Annotated in this window: 13 protein-coding genes; 11 read left to right on the top strand and 2 right to left on the bottom strand. The window is 62.6% G+C overall.

Translation table 11 applies throughout. The features are described 5' to 3' along the window. Positions 1-9: 9 nt before the first annotated feature. Both tssJ and tagH read right to left on the bottom strand, forming a co-directional pair. The gene (tssJ, locus tag AC3A5O_RS03270; protein ID WP_060740022.1) at positions 10-516 is read right to left on the bottom strand and encodes a type VI secretion system lipoprotein TssJ; all 507 of its coding nucleotides are present in this window, start codon (positions 514-516) and stop codon (positions 10-12) included. A 68-nt stretch (positions 517-584) separates the two neighbouring features. Continuing rightward, positions 585-2,078, bottom strand: coding sequence for a type VI secretion system-associated FHA domain protein TagH (gene tagH, locus AC3A5O_RS03265; protein ID WP_487752848.1), 1,494 nt, complete (start codon positions 2,076-2,078; stop codon positions 585-587). 416 nt (positions 2,079-2,494) lie between these two features. Here tagH and tssA point away from each other — a divergent pair, with 416 nt between their 5' ends. The 11 genes from tssA to AC3A5O_RS03210 all read left to right on the top strand — a co-directional run bounded on the left by tssA (position 2,495) and on the right by AC3A5O_RS03210 (position 15,442). Next, complete coding sequence (tssA, locus tag AC3A5O_RS03260) at positions 2,495-3,532, top strand: type VI secretion system protein TssA (RefSeq protein WP_354335992.1); 1,038 nt, start codon at positions 2,495-2,497, stop codon at positions 3,530-3,532. An 81-nt stretch (positions 3,533-3,613) separates the two neighbouring features. Further along, positions 3,614-4,120, top strand: a complete 507-nt coding sequence (gene tssB / locus AC3A5O_RS03255) for a type VI secretion system contractile sheath small subunit (protein ID WP_003206923.1) — start codon at positions 3,614-3,616, stop codon at positions 4,118-4,120. A 2-nt stretch (positions 4,121-4,122) separates the two neighbouring features. Next, positions 4,123-5,619, top strand: coding sequence for a type VI secretion system contractile sheath large subunit (tssC, locus tag AC3A5O_RS03250; protein WP_122567584.1), 1,497 nt, complete (start codon positions 4,123-4,125; stop codon positions 5,617-5,619). Positions 5,620-5,842: 223 nt separating this feature from the next. Further along, positions 5,843-6,331: an Hcp family type VI secretion system effector gene (locus AC3A5O_RS03245; RefSeq protein WP_122567585.1), complete on the top strand. Its 489-nt coding sequence runs from the start codon at positions 5,843-5,845 to the stop codon at positions 6,329-6,331. A gap of 81 nt (positions 6,332-6,412) precedes the next feature. Continuing rightward, complete coding sequence (locus tag AC3A5O_RS03240; protein ID WP_122567586.1) at positions 6,413-6,853, top strand: type VI secretion system amidase effector protein Tae4; 441 nt, start codon at positions 6,413-6,415, stop codon at positions 6,851-6,853. Beyond that, positions 6,850-7,290, top strand: a complete 441-nt coding sequence (locus AC3A5O_RS03235; protein WP_305468840.1) for a hypothetical protein — start codon at positions 6,850-6,852, stop codon at positions 7,288-7,290. Before AC3A5O_RS03240 ends, AC3A5O_RS03235 begins: the two co-directional genes overlap by 4 nt. Then, positions 7,284-7,796 (top strand): type VI secretion system baseplate subunit TssE, encoded by a 513-nt coding sequence (gene tssE / locus AC3A5O_RS03230; RefSeq protein WP_058542707.1) that lies wholly within the window; start codon positions 7,284-7,286, stop codon positions 7,794-7,796. Before AC3A5O_RS03235 ends, tssE begins: the two co-directional genes overlap by 7 nt. Further along, the gene (gene tssF / locus AC3A5O_RS03225) at positions 7,793-9,652 is read left to right on the top strand and encodes a type VI secretion system baseplate subunit TssF (protein WP_122567588.1); all 1,860 of its coding nucleotides are present in this window, start codon (positions 7,793-7,795) and stop codon (positions 9,650-9,652) included. Before tssE ends, tssF begins: the two co-directional genes overlap by 4 nt. Continuing rightward, positions 9,616-10,665: a type VI secretion system baseplate subunit TssG gene (gene tssG / locus AC3A5O_RS03220; protein ID WP_487752847.1), complete on the top strand. Its 1,050-nt coding sequence runs from the start codon at positions 9,616-9,618 to the stop codon at positions 10,663-10,665. Before tssF ends, tssG begins: the two co-directional genes overlap by 37 nt. Further along, positions 10,658-13,336, top strand: coding sequence for a type VI secretion system ATPase TssH (gene tssH / locus AC3A5O_RS03215; protein ID WP_305468841.1), 2,679 nt, complete (start codon positions 10,658-10,660; stop codon positions 13,334-13,336). Before tssG ends, tssH begins: the two co-directional genes overlap by 8 nt. 174 nt (positions 13,337-13,510) lie before the next feature. Further along, a complete protein-coding gene (locus AC3A5O_RS03210) occupies positions 13,511-15,442 on the top strand; it encodes a type VI secretion system Vgr family protein (RefSeq protein WP_122567591.1) in 1,932 nt (643 codons plus the stop codon). The last annotated feature ends 1 nt before the right edge of the window (position 15,443 follow it).

Below are 15,443 nucleotides of genomic sequence, written 5' to 3'. Positions count from 1 at the left end.
TCCGATTGCTTATTGGGCAGGGCTGGATGGGGGAACGACGACGGCGCTGCGCACGGCGCGCACATCGAGGCTGATCTGGTATTCGGTGTATTCACGCGCCGGGACATTCATCACCGTGCGCCACAGCGACTGGTCCAGCTCGCGATAGCCCACCAGTATTCCGATGTGTCGCGTGGCGGGGTCGAGGTCGCGTTGCAGGCTCAGTTGCTGGCCGGGCTGGATCAGCACCTCGTCCTGGTCGATCAGGTCGGCGCCCAGCGTGGCCTGGGCCCGTTCGGCCAGGGCGAAATAATCGGAACGGCCAAAGGTCGCGGCATTTTTCAGTTCGAAAATGCGCACCCGGACCGGGGCCGGCTGGCCGGTGGCGCCGGGGTTGAGGCCGGCAATGGCATGGAAATGCAGCTCGATGGCGGCAGTGTCGGCCTCAGCTTCTTCGGGCTGGGGGTTGGCCGCATCCTTGGCGCACGCCGTCAGCAGAAGCGCGGTGGCGACTGCGAGTAAAAACCTGGGAATCATCCTGCGTCCTCAATGACGTTTGAGCTATCCGTTGTTGGCTTATCAATATTGTTATAGGACAGCGCCGCTCAACGGCGTCGCTGTCGTGTGCTGTGTTCTTCGTAGGCGCGGCTGAATTCACGGCCGAACAGATCTTGGAAATCCTCCTGGGCCTCACGGGAAATGTTGCTGTAGAGCTCGGTGAATTGCTGCCAGTACTGGGCCTGCCGCGAGCCGCTGAAAATACCGGAGAGCCCACCGGGCTTGGCCATGCGTTCTTCCAGTTGCGCTGGCTCGAAGCGCCCCAGCAAATGCTTGATCGCCGCTTCCACGCCGGCCATCACCGCCAGTTGGTGGGCCCGCAAGTCATCGAAACTGTCACGCACCGCCGCGTCCGGGGCCATGAACGCCTGGTTGCCGTGGCGCAACAGCAACAGCAGGGCTTCATCGACATTGGGGGCGAATTTCAGCGGGTTGTTTTCCACCGGCTGGATCATCGTCTGCTGGATGCGGAACTCACCCTTGAGGCTGCTGCGGGCGCGCAAGACATCGATCAGGCCTTCGACCATCAAACGATAACTGCGCCCAATGCTTTCCATCTGCGCTTCGGCCTGGGCCTTGTCCAGGCGCAACTGATCCAGCCCGGCACCGCGCAGGAAGGCTTGCAGCAAGTCGGGTTGGTTGGCCTCAATCGGGGCGACTGGAGCAACCGGAGCAACCGGAGCAACCGGAGGTGCGACCGGGGGCTCGACGCGGGTCACCGGCGCTTCACGCACGGGCGGCGGCGGAGCACTGATTTCAGCAAAGATGTCGACGAGCGGAGGCTGCGCAACAGGCGTCGCGACAGGTTCAACCACCGGCGGTAGCGGCACCGGCGGCGAGGCCACGGGCAGCGGAGCAACCGCCACCGACGCAGGCTTGTCGCTGAACGGGTCCCAGTCGTCCGGAATCATCGAGGCGGACGGCGGTATCACTGGCTCGACCACCGGCGGTGGGCTCGGCCGGGGAATCGGCGTCGGCGGGCGGAAATTGTGTTGCTCGGCCGGGACATGGTCAGGCTGGGTGGCCGGCGGGACACTGCTTGGGGTCAAGAAGTCGAACAGGTCCGGCAGGGTGTCCATGGCCGACACGCCCTGGAAATGCGCAGGCGAGGCCACCTGGATCGGCGACGGCGTATGCGCGGGGGCGCTCTGCTGGCCCATCAGGGCCTCGAAACTGCTGGGCGACTCGGCGAACGGGTTGCTGTCGGTGACCGGCAGGTTGAAATCCACGCGTGCCTGGATTTCATAATCACCGATGCGAATCACTTCGCCGTCTTGCAGGGGCTCGCTGTTGCCCTTGCGCAGGCGGACGCCGGCCTTGACCAATTCCACACCATTAGTGCTGTTATCGGTTAAATAATAACGCCCGTCTTTGTATTGGATAACGCAATGTTTACCGGAAACCAGACGCTCGGGGTCCGGTAATACCCAGTCATTATCGGAATTACGGCCAATTGCCATCACCCCCTGATCCATGGACTTTTCAGAACACTGGCCTGGGGTAATTTTGTGATAACTAGTGATAGTCAAACACAGCGGCATCTTGCCTCCTTGCTGAATACTTCGCGCGCGGGCGGGAGTGAGGGGTCAGGCCCTGACAACCCGCCGGCAACCTTGCCAACAACCGTGAAAACGGCTTTTTGCCAGCATGATTGCTGATCATAACCGGCTTGCGTGACAAAAACCCCACGTCAGTTGCCGCTTCGACCGGTAGGTCGGGCAGGCTGTTAAGCGCATCACAACTGTTACAGAGGGGCTACACTGGTGAAATAGCTTACCTTGACAAGCGATAAGTACTACACCAAAAATGCACAACTTCTTGAATATAGATGATGGCACTTTAAAATCATTGCGGATCTAAAGGGCCATTATCGTCAAGGAACATGTGAAGTTTTATCCGAAACTTGCGTGTGAACTGCCCGACTTCTATCAAGCGGGTGATAGGGAGATCGATCCAAGTGGATGTGCCTTTGTTGCTCGCCGCCGTTTCCGCGACTTCGCCGTGCGGTGAAGATCTGGAATATGACGCGGATTTCCTGCGCCTGGAGCGCGACTCCCGGGGCCAACCCGAGCGCAGCATGGGCGATTCGATCCTGCCTGCCGAACCCCCTGAATGGCGCAGCATCCAGCAGCAGAGCCTGGACTTGCTGCAACGCAGCAAAGACCTGCGCATCACCCATTTCCTGATGCAAAGCTCCCTGGCCCTCGAAGGCCTGCCGGGCATGGCCCGTGTGCTGACGCTGATCAGCGAGTTGCTCAAGCAATACTGGGCCGAACTGCATCCGCGCCTGGACGCCGATGACGACAATGACCCCACCGTGCGCATCAATGCCCTCGCCGGCCTGACGTCCGATGTCACTCTCCGCCTGCTGCGCGAAAGCATCCTGACCCGTTCGCGGACCTTCGGTGCCGTCAGCCTGCGCGCCGCCGCCAACGCCAGTGGCCTGCAAAGTTTCCCGGATGAAAACCTCGGCGCCGAACAACTCGCCGGTGCCCTGCTCGACAGCGATCCCGAGCAGTTGGAAATTACCCGCGCCGCCCTGCTTGAAGCCCGCAGCGCCGCCGAAGCCATCGAGCAGCAGGTCAGCGACCAGGTCGGTTCCGCCCAAGGCGTGGACCTCGGCCCGTTGAAGCAACCGTTGAAGATGGCCCTGCAGATTCTCGGTCAGTTCGCCCCGCAGAGTGGCGACAGCGCCCTGCCCGATTCCGTGAGCGACGACAGCGCCGCAACAACAGAATATGCCAGCGCGCCAAGCGCACCGCGCCACACCAGCAACAGCACCGTCAGCGGCGACATCAACAACCGTGACGACGTGCTGCGCAGCCTGGACCGAATTCTCGCTTACTACACCCGTCATGAGCCCTCCAGCCCGCTGCCGGTGCTGTTGAATCGGGCCAAGAATCTGGTGCACGCCGATTTCGCGGCCATTGTGCGCAACCTGATTCCCGACGGCATGAGTCAATTTGAAAACCTGCGCGGCCCAGACAGCGAATAAAAAGCGAGCGGATCACGCAGTCACGTCACCGGCACCCCCGATGACGCCAACACCGTCGCTCAAGCGACCAGGAGCAGCAACGTGGCGAAGCAAAGTTCTCAGAAATTCATCGCGCGCAACCGCGCGCCTCGAGTGCAGATCGAGTACGACGTCGAGCTCTACGGCGCCGAGAAAAAGGTCCAGTTGCCCTTCGTCATGGGCGTCATGGCCGACCTCGCCGGCAAGCCCGCCGAGCCTCTGGCAGCGGTAGCCGACCGCAAGTTCCTCGAGATCGACGTCGACAACTTCGACTCGCGCCTCAAGGCCATGCAGCCGCGCGTGGCGTTCCATGTGCCTAACGAACTGACCGGCGAAGGCAACCTGAGCCTGGACCTGACGTTTGAAAGCATGGACGACTTCAGCCCGGCGGCCGTGGCCCGCAAGGTCGACTCGCTGAACAAGCTGCTCGAAGCGCGCACCCAGTTGGCCAACCTGCTGACCTACATGGACGGCAAGACCGGCGCCGAAGAAATCATCATGAAGGCGATCAAGGACCCAGCGCTGTTGCAGGCCCTGGCGAGCGCGCCGAAGCCAGCACAGGACCAATGATCATGACTGACAATACAGCCCGCGAAGGCGTGCAAAACCTGGGCGCCACTCAAGAAACCAGCGAGTTTGCGTCCCTGCTGCTGCAAGAATTCAAACCCAAGACCGAGCGCGCCCGCGAAGCCGTCGAGACGGCCGTGCGCACCCTGGCCGAGCAGGCCCTGGCGCAGACCGACCTGGTGTCCAACGACGCCATCAAGTCGATCGAATCGATCATCGCCGCCATCGACGCCAAGCTCACCGCCCAGGTCAACCAGGTCATCCACCACCCGGACTTCCAGCAACTGGAAAGCGCCTGGCGTGGCCTGCACTACCTGGTCAACAACACCGAGACCGATGAGCAGCTCAAGATCCGCGTGCTCAACATCTCCAAGACCGACCTGCACAAGACCCTGAAGAAATTCAAGGGCACTGCGTGGGACCAGAGCCCGCTCTTCAAGAAGATGTACGAAGAAGAATACGGCCAGTTCGGCGGCGAGCCTTACGGCTGCCTGGTGGGCGACTACTACTTCGACCAGTCGCCACCGGATGTCGAGTTGCTGGGCGAGCTGTCGAAAGTCTGCGCGGCCATGCACTCGCCATTCATTGCGGCGGCATCGCCGACCGTGATGGGCATGGGCTCGTGGCAGGAACTGTCGAACCCGCGCGACCTGACCAAGATCTTCACCACCCCGGAATACGCCGGCTGGCGCTCGCTGCGTGAATCGGAAGACTCGCGCTACATCGGCCTGACCATGCCGCGTTTCCTGGCGCGCCTGCCGTATGGCGCCAAGACCGACCCGGTGGAAGCCTTCGCCTTCGAAGAAAACACCGACGGCGCCGACAGCTCCAAGTACACCTGGGCCAACGCCGCCTACGCGATGGCGGTGAACATCAACCGTTCGTTCAAACACTTCGGCTGGTGCTCGCGCATCCGTGGCGTGGAATCCGGCGGCGAAGTGGAAAACCTGCCGGCCCACACGTTCCCGACCGACGACGGTGGCGTGGACATGAAGTGCCCGACCGAAATCGCCATTTCGGACCGCCGTGAAGCGGAACTGGCGAAGAACGGTTTCATGCCGCTGCTGCACAAGAAAAACACCGACTTCGCCGCGTTCATCGGCGCCCAGTCGTTGCAGAAACCGGCCGAATACGACGACCCGGACGCCACCGCCAACGCCAACCTGGCCGCACGCCTGCCGTACCTGTTCGCCACCTGCCGGTTCGCTCACTACTTGAAGTGCATCGTGCGCGACAAGATCGGTTCCTTCAAAGAGAAGGACGAGATGCAGCGCTGGTTGCAGGACTGGATCCTCAACTACGTCGACGGTGACCCGGCGCACTCCACCGAGACCACCAAGGCCCAGCATCCACTGGCTGCCGCCGAAGTGATCGTTGAAGAAGTCGAAGGCAACCCGGGGTACTACAACTCCAAGTTCTACCTGCGCCCGCACTACCAGCTCGAAGGGCTGACCGTGTCGCTGCGCCTGGTATCGAAACTGCCTTCGGCCAAGGGCGCGTAAAGCTTTACTGAACGGTACAAGGCCAATGTGGGAGCGAGCTTGCTCGCGATGGCGGTGGATCAGTTGTCATGAGCATGCCTGACACTCCGCTATCGCGAGCAAGCTCGCTCCCACAGAGGATCTTCAGTGAATTGGAGATCGCCTTCGTAGCGTTCAACGGCAGTAATTTCGCAAGGTCAGCGTCAACCAAACAATGTGGTTAGAAACCACACAGGGAGAAAACATGGCTGTTGATATTTTCATCAAGATCGGCGACATCAAGGGCGAGTCCATGGACAAGGCCCACAAGGACGAGATCGATGTCCTGAACTGGAGCTGGGGCATGTCCCAGTCCGGCAACATGCACGTGGGCAGCGGCGGTGGTGCGGGCAAGGTCAACGTCCAGGACCTGTCCCTGACCAAGTTCGTCGACAAGGCGTCGCCAAACCTGATGATGCACTGCGCCAGCGGCAAGCACATCGACAAGGTCAAGCTGACCGTGCGCAAGGCCGGTGGTGAGAGCCAGGTCGAGTACATGATCATCAACCTGGAAGAAGTGCTGGTCACTTCCCTGAGCACCGGCGGCTCGGGCAGCGATGATCGCCTGACCGAAAACGTCACCCTGAACTTCGCCAAGGTGCTGGTGGACTACCAGCCACAGAAAGCCGATGGCACCAAGGAAGGCGGCCCGGTCAAGTTCGGCTGGAACATCCGTCAGAACGTCAAGGTGTAATCGAACACGCCCCCGGTGCCACGCGCCGGGGGTGTTTGGTGCTTGCTCGAATCCAACCCTTTCCCACGTGGTATCTGAGTCATGGCCAAGCCTTCGTTTATCAATTTGTGGAACAGCTATCCCACCACCTCCACACCCTGTGACGGGCCTTGGGATAATCAGTGCGCTATCCGGATGAGCATCACGCTCAATGCGGAACAGACGATCAAGGTCAACAAGTCGACTTACAGCGAACCCAAGTGTGCACACGAACATGCTCGGGGCGCCGAGTCGTTGGCCAGCTGGCTTTGGCGTCATCATCTGGGTCGTCCAACGATTCTGACCGGAAGCGCCGAGGACCGCCGCACACTCAATCAGAAGACAGGAATCATTTTCTTCAAGGACTGTTTTGCACGGCTCGGGCAATCCGAAGAAGCCCGTACCGGCGACCATATCGACCTATGGAATCGCGGCAGAGTCACCGGCGACTTCGCCGATCAGGCTCATCGCTCAAAGCAAGTCTGGTTTTGGGAGCTGCCATGATCAAACGAGCGCTGCTGGCGGCGTTGTCGAGCAGTCTTTTCCTAAGCCTGAACGCTTGCGCCGAACAGACCGACCCTGCGGCTGCACAAAGCGTTCAGGTCGATCTCGCCGGCCAGACCCTGACCCTGGAAAACCACGGTCAACGTTGTGCCTTGCGCAAACCAGACCAAAGCCTGCTCACGCTGGACATGCCGTGGCCCTGCCACTTGAGCGTCGACCGTAAAGGCTTGCCACGCGTCGAGCGTTTTAACAACGCCTTGATCATCATCGTGCAGCATTTCGAACCAGAACCGGCGCCCAGCACTGAATGTCGCTCTCAATACCAAGCCATCAGACAAATCGAAGGCCGGCTGGAGGCATCGATTGTGGCCGGTGGCGGCCGTTGCATGGCCGGCGCCCTTGATCAGAAAAACTTTGTGGCCCTTTTTACGTGGTAACCGAAATCGCCACCCGCGATCGCCTGCAACCGTCCCTGCTGGACCGGTTGACCGACGACGATCCGACCAACCCCAAGGAAAGCGCCGACAAGCGCGTGCTGTCGCTCACCCAGTTGAAAGCCTCGGTGCTGCGTGACCTGGCGTGGCTGCTCAACACCACGTCATTGCTCGACGCCGATGCCACGCTGCATACCCCGGCGGGCACGTCGGTGGTGAATTTCGGCCTGCCGGCGCTGGCCGGCAACAGCGCGTCGAACGTCGATGTCTCGGCCCTGGAAACCTTGATCCACCAGGCCATTGCCACCTTCGAACCGCGCATCCTGCGTCACACCCTGCGGGTACGGGCCCGGGCGACGGCTGAGATGAACCACAACGCCTTGAGCTTCGAGATCGAAGGCGACCTCTGGGCCCAGCCGGTGCCGCTGCGCCTGATGCTGCAAACCGACCTGGACTTGGAAACCGGCCACGTGCGCGTGGTCAACGCCGACCAGCGGAGACGCTCATGAACCCGCGCCTGCTGGAGCTGTACAACCAGGAACTGCACCACGTGCGCGAAAGCGCGGCGGAGTTCGCCAAGGAATACCCGAAGATCGCCAGTCGGCTGACCTTGTCCGGCATGGACTGCGCCGACCCGTATGTCGAACGCCTGCTGGAAGGCTTCGCCTACCTGACGGCACGGGTGCAGCTCAAGCTCGATGCCGAATACCCGACCTTCACCCATAACCTGCTGGAAATCGCCTACCCGCATTACCTGGCGCCGACACCGTCGATGACCGTGGTGCAGATGCAGGCCGACCCGGACGAAGGCTCGCTGAGCAGTGGTTTCCCGCTGCCCCGCGATACCGTCCTGCGCGCCGCCCTGGGTCGCGAAACCCAGACCTGCTGCGAGTACCGCACCGCCCACGCGGTGACGTTGTGGCCGTTGCAGGTCAGCCAGGCTGAATACTTCGGCAACCCGTCCGCCGTGCTCGGGCGCCTGGCCGCCAGTGAACCCAAAGCCAAGGCCGGGCTGCGCATCACACTGCGCACCGGCGCCGAACTGCCGTTCAACAGCCTGGCCCTGGACAACCTGCCGCTGTACTTGAGCGGCGCCGACGAACAACCTTTCCGCCTCTACGAACAACTGCTGGGCAATGCCTGCGCGGTGTTCGCCCGCAAGCCCGGCGGCGATTGGGTGGAGCGCCTGCCCCAGGATGCGTTGCGCTCGCGGGGTTTCGACGATGCCGACGCCGCGCTACCGGTGGTGTCGCGAGCCTTCCAGGGCTATCGCCTGTTGCAGGAATACTTCGCCCTGCCCCACCGCTTCCTGTTTGTCGACTTCACTCAGCTAAGCCGGGCGGTCAAGCGTTGCGACGGCCAGGAACTGGAGTTGATCGTGCTGTTCGACCGTCACGATCCAAGCCTGGAAGGTAGCGTCGGAGCTTCGCAGTTCCTGCCGTTCTGCACCCCGGCCATCAACCTGTTTCCCAAGCGCCTGGATCGCATTCACTTGTCGGAGCGGGTCAACGAACACCACGTGATCGCCGACCGCACCCGGCCGATGGATTTCGAAGTGCATTCGCTGAGCGGCCTCACCGGCCACGGCACCGGACCAGAGCAGCCGTTCCTGCCGTTCTACGCCGTGCGCGATCCGTCCCGCTATGGCCGCGACCTGGCCTACTACACCGTACGCCGCGAACCGCGCGTGCTGTCCAGCGACCAGCGGCGCAACGGCCCGCGCTCGACCTACATCGGCAGCGAAACCTTCGTCAGCCTGGTGGACAGCCAGCAAGCGCCGTACCGCCACGACCTGCGCCAGCTAGGCGTGACGGCGCTGTGCACCAACCGCGACCTGCCGCTGTTCATGAGCGTGGGCAACGGCAAGACCGACTTCACCCTGGCCGACAGTGCGCCGGTTGGCGCCGTGCGTTGCGTGGCAGGTCCCAGTCGCCCGCGGGCCAGCCATGCCCACGATGCCAAGGCCTGGCGGCTGATCAGCCAGTTGTCGCTGAACTACTTGTCGTTGAGCGAACAAGGCCAAGGCGCCGCCGCCCTGCGTGAACTGCTGCGCCTGTACGGCGACAGCAATGACGCGGCGCTGCAATTGCAGATCGAAGGTCTGCGGGAAGTCAGCAGCAAGGCATGCACCCGGCGCTTGCCGATGCCCGGCCCGATCGTGTTCGGTCGGGGCCTGGAGATCACCCTGGAATTCGATGAAAACGCGTTTCGCGGCACCGGGGTGTTCCTGCTCGGTGCGGTGTTCGAGCGCTTCCTGGCACGCTACGTGTCGATCAACAGTTTTACCGAGACGGTGATCCGTACCACCGAACGCGGCGAGATCATGCGATGGAAAGCCAAGCCCGGACGTCGTCCGACCCTGTGAGTACCCTGGAGGCGATGCACCAGGAACCCTGGGAATACGACTTCTTCCAGGCGTTGCGGCGCATCGAGTGCGAATCCCCTGAGCTGCCGCGCCTGGGCCATTCCCTGCGCCTGGCCGATGACCCGTTGCGCCTCGGGCAACAGGCCGATTGCACCTTCGCCCCGGCCACCCTCGCCTCGGTGCAAACAGGCGGCGACGGTACACCGGCGCGCCTGGAGCAATTCTTCTTCGGCCTCGGCGGCCCCAACGGCCCGATGCCGCTGCACATCACCGAATACGTGCGCGAACGCCAGCGCAACAACGCCGACAGCACCAGCAAGCGCTTCCTCGATGTATTTCACCATCGCCTGCTCAGCCTGTTCTACCGGGCCTGGGCCGAAGCGCGGCCGACGGTCAGCCATGACCGTCCGGACGACGACTATTGGTCGGCGCGCCTGGCGGCCCTCAGCGGCCGGGGCATGCCGAGCCTGCTCAACCAGGGGCTGATCCCCGACACGGCGAAGCTGCACTACAGCGGCCACCTGTCGGCGCAAACCCGCTACCCGGATGGTTTGAAGGCCATTCTCAGCGAGTACTTCGGCCTGCCGGTGGAGATCGAAGAATACGTCGGCCAATGGCTGGAACTGCCGGAACGCAGCCGCGTCGGTGTCAACGCCCAGCTGGGCGTGGACTTCTGCCTGGGCCGCTTCGTGTGGGATCGCCAACACAAATTCCGCATTCGCCTGGGGCCACTCAAGCTCGTTGACTACATGGGCATGCTGCCCGGCAGCCAACCGTTCAACGAGCTGGTGGCCTGGGTCGCCGAATACCTGGGCCACGAGCTGGACTGGGACCTGAACCTGGTCCTGGAACAGCCCGAAGTCCCGGCCCTGCAGCTCAATGGTCGTTTCCGCCTGGGGTTCAATACCTGGCTGGGCCGCCCCGAAACAGATGCCAACGATTTAATACTGGCCCGGCATTACGCCGAACAGGCCAACACCTCACAGACCTCAAGGAGCCATGAGCATGGGTGAAATCAGTCGCGCCGCGTTGTTCGGCAAACTCAACAGCGTGGCTTACAAAGCCATCGAAGCCGCCACCGTGTTCTGCAAGTTGCGCGGTAACCCTTATGTGGAACTGGCCCACTGGTTTCACCAGTTGCTGCAACTGCAGGACTCCGACCTGCACCGCATCATCCGCCAGTTCAACATCGAGCCGGCGCGCCTGGCCCGTGACCTGACCGAAGCCCTGGACCGTCTGCCACGGGGCTCGACGTCGATCACCGACCTGTCGTCCCACGTCGAAGAAGCCGTGGAACGCGGCTGGGTCTACGGCAGCCTGATGTTCGGCGAAAGCCAGGTGCGTACCGGTTACCTGGTGCTGGGCATCCTCAAGACCCCGAGCCTGCGCCACGCGCTGCTGGGCCTGTCGTCGGAGTTCGACAAGGTCAAGGTCGAAGCCCTGAGCGAGCGGTTTGACGAATACGTCGGCGACTCGCCGGAAAACGCCCTGACCGCCAGCGACGGTTTCAATGCCGGCGCCGTGCCAGGCGAAGCCAGCGGCGCCATGGCCCCGGCCGCCATGGGCAAGCAGGAAGCCCTCAAGCGCTTTACCGTCGACCTCACCGAGCAAGCCCGCAGCGGCAAGCTCGACCCCATCGTCGGCCGTGACGAAGAGATCCGCCAACTGGTGGACATCCTCATGCGCCGCCGGCAGAACAACCCGATCCTCACCGGTGAAGCCGGCGTGGGCAAGACCGCCGTGGTCGAAGGCTTCGCCCTGCGCATCGTCGCCGGCGACGTGCCGCCGGCCCTCAAGGACGTGGAACTGCGCAGCCTCGACGTGGGCCTGTTGCAGGCCGGCGCGAGCATGAAAGGCGAATTCGAACAGCGCCTGCGCCAGGTCATCGAAGACGTCCAGGCCTCGCCCAAGCCGATCATCCTGTTCATCGACGAAGCCCACACCCTGGTGGGTGCCGGTGGCGCCGCCGGCACGGGCGACGCGGCCAACCTGCTCAAACCAGCCCTGGCCCGCGGCACCTTGCGTACCGTGGCCGCCACCACCTGGGCCGAGTACAAGAAGCACATCGAAAAAGACCCGGCCCTGACCCGCCGTTTCCAAGTGGTGCAAGTGGCCGAGCCGTCGGAAGACAAGGCCCTGCTGATGATGCGCGGCGTGGCCTCGACCATGGAAAAACACCACCAGGTGCAGATCCTCGACGAAGCCCTGGAAGCCTCGGTCAAGCTGTCCCACCGCTACATTCCCGCGCGCCAGCTGCCGGACAAATCCGTGAGCCTGCTGGACACCGCCTGCGCCCGCGTCGCCATCAGCCTGCACGCCGTGCCGGCCGAAGTGGACGACAGCCGCCGGCGCATCGAAGCCCTGGAAACCGAGCTGCAAATCATCGCCCGTGAGCACGCGATTGGCGTGGTCATCGGCACTCGTCAGACCCATAGCGAAAACCTGCTGAGCGCCGAACGCGAGCGCCTGGCCGAGCTGGAAAGCCGCTGGGCCGAAGAGAAGACCCTGGTGGACGAACTGCTCGCCACCCGCGCCACCCTGCGCGAGCGCGTCGGCGTGGTGGACAGCGAGGATGGCAGCGAGACCAGCCACGAACTGCGCGAGAAACTGGTTGACCTGCAACAGCGCCTGACCGCCCTGCAAGGTGAAACCCCGCTGATCCTGCCGACCGTGGATTACCAGGCCGTGGCCTCGGTGGTCGCCGACTGGACCGGTATCCCGGTGGGCCGCATGGCCCGCAACGAACTGGAAACCGTACTCAACCTCGACCAGCACCTGAAAAAACGCATCATCGGCCAGGACCATGCCTTGCAGATGATCGCCAAGCGCATCCAGACCTCCCGCGCCGGCCTCGACAACCCGAGCAAGCCGATTGGCGTGTTCATGCTCGCCGGCACCTCCGGCGTGGGCAAGACCGAAACTGCCCTGGCCCTGGCCGAAGCCATGTACGGCGGCGAGCAGAACGTCATCACCATCAACATGAGCGAGTTCCAGGAAGCCCACACCGTGTCGACCCTCAAGGGCGCGCCTCCGGGCTACATCGGCTACGGCGAAGGCGGCGTGCTGACCGAAGCCGTGCGGCGCAAACCGTACAGCGTGGTGCTGCTGGACGAGGTGGAAAAAGCCCACCCGGACGTGCATGAGATCTTCTTCCAGGTGTTCGACAAAGGCGTGATGGAGGACGGCGAGGGCCGGGTGATCGATTTCAAGAACACCCTGATCCTGCTCACCACCAACGCCGGCACCGAGCTGATTGCCCAGGTCTGCAAAGACCCGCAGAACGTGCCCGAGCCGGAAGAAATCGCCAAGGCCCTGCGTCAGCCGCTGCTGGAGATTTTCCCGCCGGCCTTGCTCGGTCGCCTGGTGACGATCCCGTACTACCCGCTCAGCGACGAGATGCTCAAGGCCATCACCCGCCTGCAACTCAACCGCATCAAGAAGCGCGTGGAGAGCACCCACAAAGTGGCCTTCGACTACGACGACGCAGTGGTCGACCTGATCGTATCGCGTTGCACCGAAACCGAAAGCGGCGGGCGCATGATCGACACCATCCTGACCAACAGCCTGCTGCCGGACATGAGCCGCGAGTTCCTGACCCGCATGCTCGAAGGCAAGGCCTTGGCCGGGGTGCGGATCAGCGCGGTGGACAACGAATTGCAGTACGATTTCAGCGACGCGGCCTGACGGTAAGGAACACCGTACAACCCTGTGGGAGCGAGCTTGCTCGCGATAGCGCAAGTACATTCAACATCAATGTTGACTGATACGCCGCCATCGCGAGCAAGCTCGCTCCCACAGTGGCATCTTCCGCAGTGGTGTTGCGTTCCTTCAGCCATTACAACTTGCACGAGACACTCGATGTTATTCAACCAAGCCTCACGCCTGGCCAAGATCACCAGCCCCCTCGGGCCCGAGGTCCTGTTGCTCAAGGACATGGGCGGCGGTGAAGAGCTGGGGCGGCTGTTCAACTATGAGTTGCAGCTGCATTCGCTGGACAACGCCATCGACCTCAACCAACTGCTCGGCAAGCCCATGTGCGTGAGTCTGCAATTGGATGGCGGTGGCGAACGCTATTTCCATGGCATCGTCGCCCGTTGCAGCCAGAACGTCGACCAGGGCCAGTTCGCCAGTTACCAGGCCACCTTGCGCCCGTGGCTGTGGTTGCTGACCCGCACCTCCGATTGCCGGATTTTCCAGAACCTGACCATTCCGCAGATCATCAAGCAGGTGTTCCGCGACCTTGGGTTTTCCGATTTCGAAGACGCCTTGAGCCAGTCCTACCGCGAGTGGGAATACTGCGTGCAGTATCGCGAGACCAGCTTCGATTTCGTCAGCCGCCTGATGGAACAAGAAGGGATTTACTACTTCTTCCGCCATGAACAGGGCCGTCATGTACTGGTACTGGCCGACGCCTATGGCGCCCACACCACGGCCCCCGGCTACGGTTCGGTGCCGTACTACCCGAAGAACGAGCAACAGCGCGAGCGCGACCACATCCACGATTGGCACCTGGCCCAGGAAGTCCAACCCGGTTCACTGGAACTCAACGACTACGACTTCCAGCGCCCCAGCGCGCGCATCGACGTGCGCTCGGCCATGCCTCGCCCGCACACCGCCGGCGACTATCCGCTGTACGACTACCCTGGCACCTATGTGCAAAGCGCCGACGGCGAACACTACGCCCGCACCCGCATCGAAGCCTTGCAGACCCTGCACGAGCAAGTCGAGCTGGCCGGCAATGCCCGGGGCCTGGGTTCGGGGCATCTGTTCAGCCTCACCGGCTTCAGCCGCCAGGACCAGAACCGCGAATACCTGATCGTCGGTGCCCGCTACTACCTCTCCCAGGAAAGCGGCGAAACCGGTGGCGGTGCGCCGACTGCGCAGTTCGAAAGCAGCCTGACCTGCATCGACGCCCAGCAAAGTTATCGCCCGATGGCGACCACCCATCGCCCCATCGTCAAAGGCCCGCAGACCGCGTTGGTGGTCGGCCCCAAGGGCGAGGAAATCTGGACCGATCAGTTCGGCCGGGTGAAGGTGCATTTCTACTGGGACAGGCACGACCAATCCAACGAAAACAGCTCCTGCTGGATTCGGGTGTCTCAGGCTTGGGCCGGGAAAAACTGGGGCTCGATGCAGATCCCGCGCATTGGCCAAGAAGTGATTGTCAGCTTCCTCGAGGGCGACCCGGACCGACCGATCATCACCGGCCGCGTCTACAACGCCGAACAGACCGTGCCCTATGACTTGCCAGCAAACGCCACCCAGAGCGGCATGAAAAGCCGTTCGAGCAAGGGCGGTACGCCAACGAACTTCAACGAAATCCGCATGGAAGACAAGAAGGGCGCCGAGCAGTTGTACATCCATGCCGAGCGCAACCAGGACATCGTGGTCGAGGTGGACGAGAGCCATTCGGTGGGCCACGACCGAAACAAAAGCATCGGCCACAACGAAACGGTGACCATCGGCAACAACCGCCTGCGCATCGTCAAGCAGGAAGACATCCTCTCGGTGGGACAGCGCAAGACCGACAGCATCAGCCAGAGCTACGTCATCGAAGTGGGCGAGAACCTGCGCCTGGTGTGCGGTGAAAGCATCCTGGAGCTCAACGCCAGCGGCCAGATCAACCTGACCGGCGTGCAGATCAGCTTCTACGCCAGCGGCGATGCCGAGTTCAACACCGGCGGCGTGCTGCACCTGAACAACGGCGGCGGCCCGGGTGCCACGCCGGACGGCCAGGGCGTCAAGGGCAGCATCGACGCCAACATCAGCGCCGCGTTCCCCAAGGGCTAAC

The sequence above is a fragment of the Pseudomonas sp. Soil_N_39 genome (genome assembly GCF_057655955.1).
The sequence above is the reverse complement of the archived record's forward strand: the minus strand, read 5'-3'. Positions and strand labels throughout refer to the sequence as shown.

Excerpts from the sequence above, each read along its gene's own strand:
- tssG (WP_487752847.1), top strand. The coding sequence starts at position 9,616 with ATGGAAAGCCAAGCCCGGACGTCGTCCGACCCTGTGAGTACCCTGGAG.
- tssC (WP_122567584.1), top strand. The coding sequence starts at position 4,123 with ATGACTGACAATACAGCCCGCGAAGGCGTGCAAAACCTGGGCGCCACT.
- tssH (WP_305468841.1), top strand. The coding sequence starts at position 10,658 with ATGGGTGAAATCAGTCGCGCCGCGTTGTTCGGCAAACTCAACAGCGTG.
- AC3A5O_RS03240 (WP_122567586.1), top strand. The coding sequence starts at position 6,413 with ATGGCCAAGCCTTCGTTTATCAATTTGTGGAACAGCTATCCCACCACC.
- tagH (WP_487752848.1), bottom strand. The coding sequence starts at position 2,078 with ATGCCGCTGTGTTTGACTATCACTAGTTATCACAAAATTACCCCAGGC.
- AC3A5O_RS03245 (WP_122567585.1), top strand. The coding sequence starts at position 5,843 with ATGGCTGTTGATATTTTCATCAAGATCGGCGACATCAAGGGCGAGTCC.
- AC3A5O_RS03210 (WP_122567591.1), top strand. The coding sequence starts at position 13,511 with ATGTTATTCAACCAAGCCTCACGCCTGGCCAAGATCACCAGCCCCCTC.
- AC3A5O_RS03235 (WP_305468840.1), top strand. The coding sequence starts at position 6,850 with ATGATCAAACGAGCGCTGCTGGCGGCGTTGTCGAGCAGTCTTTTCCTA.
- tssJ (WP_060740022.1), bottom strand. The coding sequence starts at position 516 with ATGATTCCCAGGTTTTTACTCGCAGTCGCCACCGCGCTTCTGCTGACG.
- tssF (WP_122567588.1), top strand. The coding sequence starts at position 7,793 with ATGAACCCGCGCCTGCTGGAGCTGTACAACCAGGAACTGCACCACGTG.